The following is a 3,657-nucleotide window of genomic DNA, read 5'->3' as shown; positions in this document are numbered from 1 at the left end:
CCATTTGAACGACTTGGTTTCAGCAAGTTTGGAACTGATAAACCAAATATCCTTGCCACAATTGGGATTGGAAATGCTGCGAGGAAAACACTGATGCAAACTCAAATGAGGCATAACCAAAGAACAATTGAAGCGTGAATTAGCTTCTGAAACGCCTGAACTTAGGGAAATAAGAGCTAATTTGCCGAACCTAATGAAATGAAAACCAAAAGGCAACAAAGAAGAAATTTACGTTTACTAAGCCGAAACTACGAAAGCCGCGATCCTTTTGATGAACCGTGCAAAAAATTTCGGACTCAGTACGCACAACGCCTGCATAACACGTTTACTACTATGCAATCATACTTAAAATTAACGCCCTAAAACGAGAAACACCCGACAACCTGAGATGCCGAGTGTAGTAAATCGTGTTGATGCATTTGTTATATGCGTCTCACTATTATTTATTTTTATCCGAAACTAAGTTCAAACAAATGTCATTAGAGATCGCATATGTGCTACTTGAATATCGGCTTGACCAGTGATTTAAAGAATCACATTTTACGTAATTATCTAAATTAGAATTAATCATCTTATATGTAGCTAAAGTAAATAATGGCCCTATTAACAAGACTGAAACTAAAACAGCATAATTTAACTGTTTAGATGAAGGTTCTTTATTCTTAAACGAGTTAAAATAATAAAAGATCAAGTAAGCTAAAATAAAAACACCTGAATAAACCGCCCAAATATTTACCACCCCATCAACTACAACATATTTTGAAGATTTCATTTGTACTACAGCAATGTACTCACTAGCCATAGATGATACGTATATAAAACCCAATATACTTATGATAAATCTAAAAATTATCATTAAAAAGCTCCTGAACTGCTTTCGTAAAGTCTTTAGAGTAACCACTATCTTCATCAACTTTATCTAGTTGTTTACCAATAATAAAGGAACTCACTGTAAATACAGAACCTACCACAAGTAAGCTCGCCGTCGCAGGAACAATAGCAGCAGTAATTAAAGCAGCACTAGCTAAAGTAGTCATTCCTTTAACAATATCACCAACTGAATTACCAACAAACTCAGCTAATGTAGCTTCATCTCTCAATATAAAATCAGCAGTATTAATACCAACTGAAACTGCAATCTCTATCCCAACATTAAAACGGACAAATCTAGCAGATCCTTTTAAATCATTTAAACCTAAACCTGCTTTTATCACTCTAGGGTTATTTGCACCCCATTTATTCCCTTTCATTAAAGTTTGTTCGTAGCGTCGAAAGTTCTTAATGATAATCCAATCCTTACCATTAATATTTTTTGTATACGCTACGACACCTAAACCACCAAGTCCTGATGCAACTTTATACGAATCATAAACACCATTACCTAAACCATAATAATTTTTAAATTCACCAACAGCATCTTTACCACCCATGTCGTCATACACATTTTGTAGAAATTCATACCCTTCCTCTGGAGACATTAACCCAAAACTATTAATTGGTTCAACATACTCAACATTCAGCTCTTTCTCCCCTTCTTTTGCTAACGGGTTATACGGAGGCCAGTACATATTTTTAGGGTTGATTGTGATTTTTGATTCTTCTTTGAATTTAGGAAGAACTAAATACAAAGGCTCAAGGAATTTTTGCTTTGGAAAAGCAATAATAACCTCTTCAACAGCATCATCCGAAACACCATCAATATCTTGAGTTTTTCCGTCATTTGGAAGCACTTTTTCTTGTCGAAGACTTCCAAATCTACGCTCTGTCCCATTATGGAATAATGGGCCTTGTTTACTTACACCATTCCACTCAATGACAACACCACTTGGGAGCGTTGCTTTAAAAGCCTTACTTCCACTCTCTGGATTTGGCTCAGCTTGAATAACAGGAAGCTTTTCACCGTCACGGTGAAAAGCGATTAAATCTTCTTTACCACTTTCATCATTTTGAAGTCGTAATTTAAGCTCTGTATTTACATCCGATAATTGGTTAAATTCTTCACGGTTAATCAAATGCTCGGCTTTCATGCCTGATGCACAGAATAATAAACACCACGCAGGAAGAACCTCTTCATTATTGTGAGTTATTCGCCAAGCACCTAAATCGCTTAACGTCATATCCACTAAGCTAGTACCAGACAAGAGTTTTAACTCTTGCTCTGGTTCCATTTTAGAAAAGCGTTTCTTAAAGTCAGTGCTTTTGCCTGATGTTAACACCGCAACTTGACCATATTCTCTTAATGGAATGGATTGAGTTTTATCAGCATTAGGAATAATACTTGAGGCGAAGCATTTATTAGAGCCTGAGCTAAATAACTCAGATACCGTTTTCATTACATTGGAAATAGCATCGTTAGATGCTAATGAATTTGCATTCGCAGTTTGAGTTTTGACTGCTTCAGTTTCTGCCGCTATCGAATTTTGACGAGTAACCGCCGCATCTGTGATTGCAGGAGTAACACCTTTACCGCTTCTTGCTTCTGCGTCATAGGCTATCGACCACTTAGGAAAGAAACTGTCTTTGGTAGCCTCTTGATAACGAGCATCTTCTATACCTAACGGTTGCGTTCTATTTGGAGAGTCATGCGCCATAGAGTTAGGTGGGAATATACTATTTTTCGTTGTCATCGCAGTGCTTACCTATAATAAAAAACTGACGTTGATTCTATCATTACAATAAGGCGACTATCTCACTGAATTGATAGTTAAAACACCTAAAATGGAAGGACAGTCAAGTTTACAAAGAAGCATATAACGCCTGCATAACACGTTTGCTACGATACAGACTTAGTTGAATTTTAACGCCTTACATCACTGAAACTAAAGGCAAACTGACAACGCCGAGTGTAGCAAATCGTGTTGATGCATTTGTTATGTGCGTCTTACCACGTTGGATAAACTAGCTTTTCATTACTATTTCGATGTCCATCAGACCAACGTAAAAGTAATGTTTGCTTTTTTGGTGTTTGACTGTGAATGAATGCAATTAACTCTATAGAACCATGCTTTTCCAAGCATTCGTATGGAAATTTGCTTAGTAATTCAGATTCATCAACTATGTGATTATCATTAGGAAAATCAACTTTGACATTTCTTGCATCTGCATTGCCTTTATTCCAAATCCTGAGTCGATATTTACCATTTCCAATTTTGATGATAGATGCCCCTAAATCAGCTTTTAGGTCTTCTAGTACTTCTTCTGTTTCTTTAGCCAACAATAGCTTATTTAAATTATTTTGGATTTCAACAAGTGAATCCTGTCTTTTATTGAACTGAATAGTTCTCCAAGTGGCATAACCAGATAACCCCAAAGCTACAAGAGCAATACCATCACCAAAATCCATATAATTTAGACCTCTTATCTAATTTTAATATTCTTGCTGCCTTTAAATGCATTTTTTAGCATTTTCTTCATTTCAGCTTCAATTTGTTTTTTTGCTTCACTAGCGATTTCATGTTTAGCTTCATTAATCACTTCTGAGTTTTCATTGATTAAATCACCTTTAGACATTTTGCGCTCGCATTGAGCACAAGTAACTAAATCATTTTCATTGTGTTCTTCGTGAGAAAAATCTGTACACCCACAAGTTGGACATAACAGCCTGATTTCTCGGTCAAGATTATTTAATTTCATATTTCCTCCTAAGCACATAACGCC

General features: G+C 36.0%; 3 protein-coding genes. All 3 read right to left on the bottom strand.

Going from position 1 to position 3,657, the window contains the following annotated elements; genetic code table 11:
• Window positions 1-842 precede the first annotated feature (842 nt).
• Entirely contained in the window at window positions 843-2,627 is a 1,785-nt protein-coding gene (locus PVK70_RS18455; RefSeq protein WP_130049439.1) for an S-type pyocin domain-containing protein, read from the bottom strand.
• A gap of 254 nt (window positions 2,628-2,881) precedes the next feature.
• On the bottom strand, window positions 2,882-3,343 hold the full coding sequence (locus PVK70_RS18450; RefSeq protein ID WP_130049440.1) for a hypothetical protein: 462 nt from the start codon (window positions 3,341-3,343) through the stop codon (window positions 2,882-2,884).
• A gap of 14 nt (window positions 3,344-3,357) precedes the next feature.
• Window positions 3,358-3,657, bottom strand: a 300-nt coding sequence (locus PVK70_RS18445) for an ECs_2282 family putative zinc-binding protein (protein ID WP_274441703.1), incomplete at its 5' end; no start/stop codon positions are given.

The sequence above is a fragment of the Aliivibrio sp. A6 genome (assembly GCF_028765505.1).
Taxonomy (GTDB): domain Bacteria; phylum Pseudomonadota; class Gammaproteobacteria; order Enterobacterales; family Vibrionaceae; genus Aliivibrio; species Aliivibrio finisterrensis_A.
The sequence above is the reverse complement of the archived record's forward strand: the minus strand, read 5'-3'. Positions and strand labels throughout refer to the sequence as shown.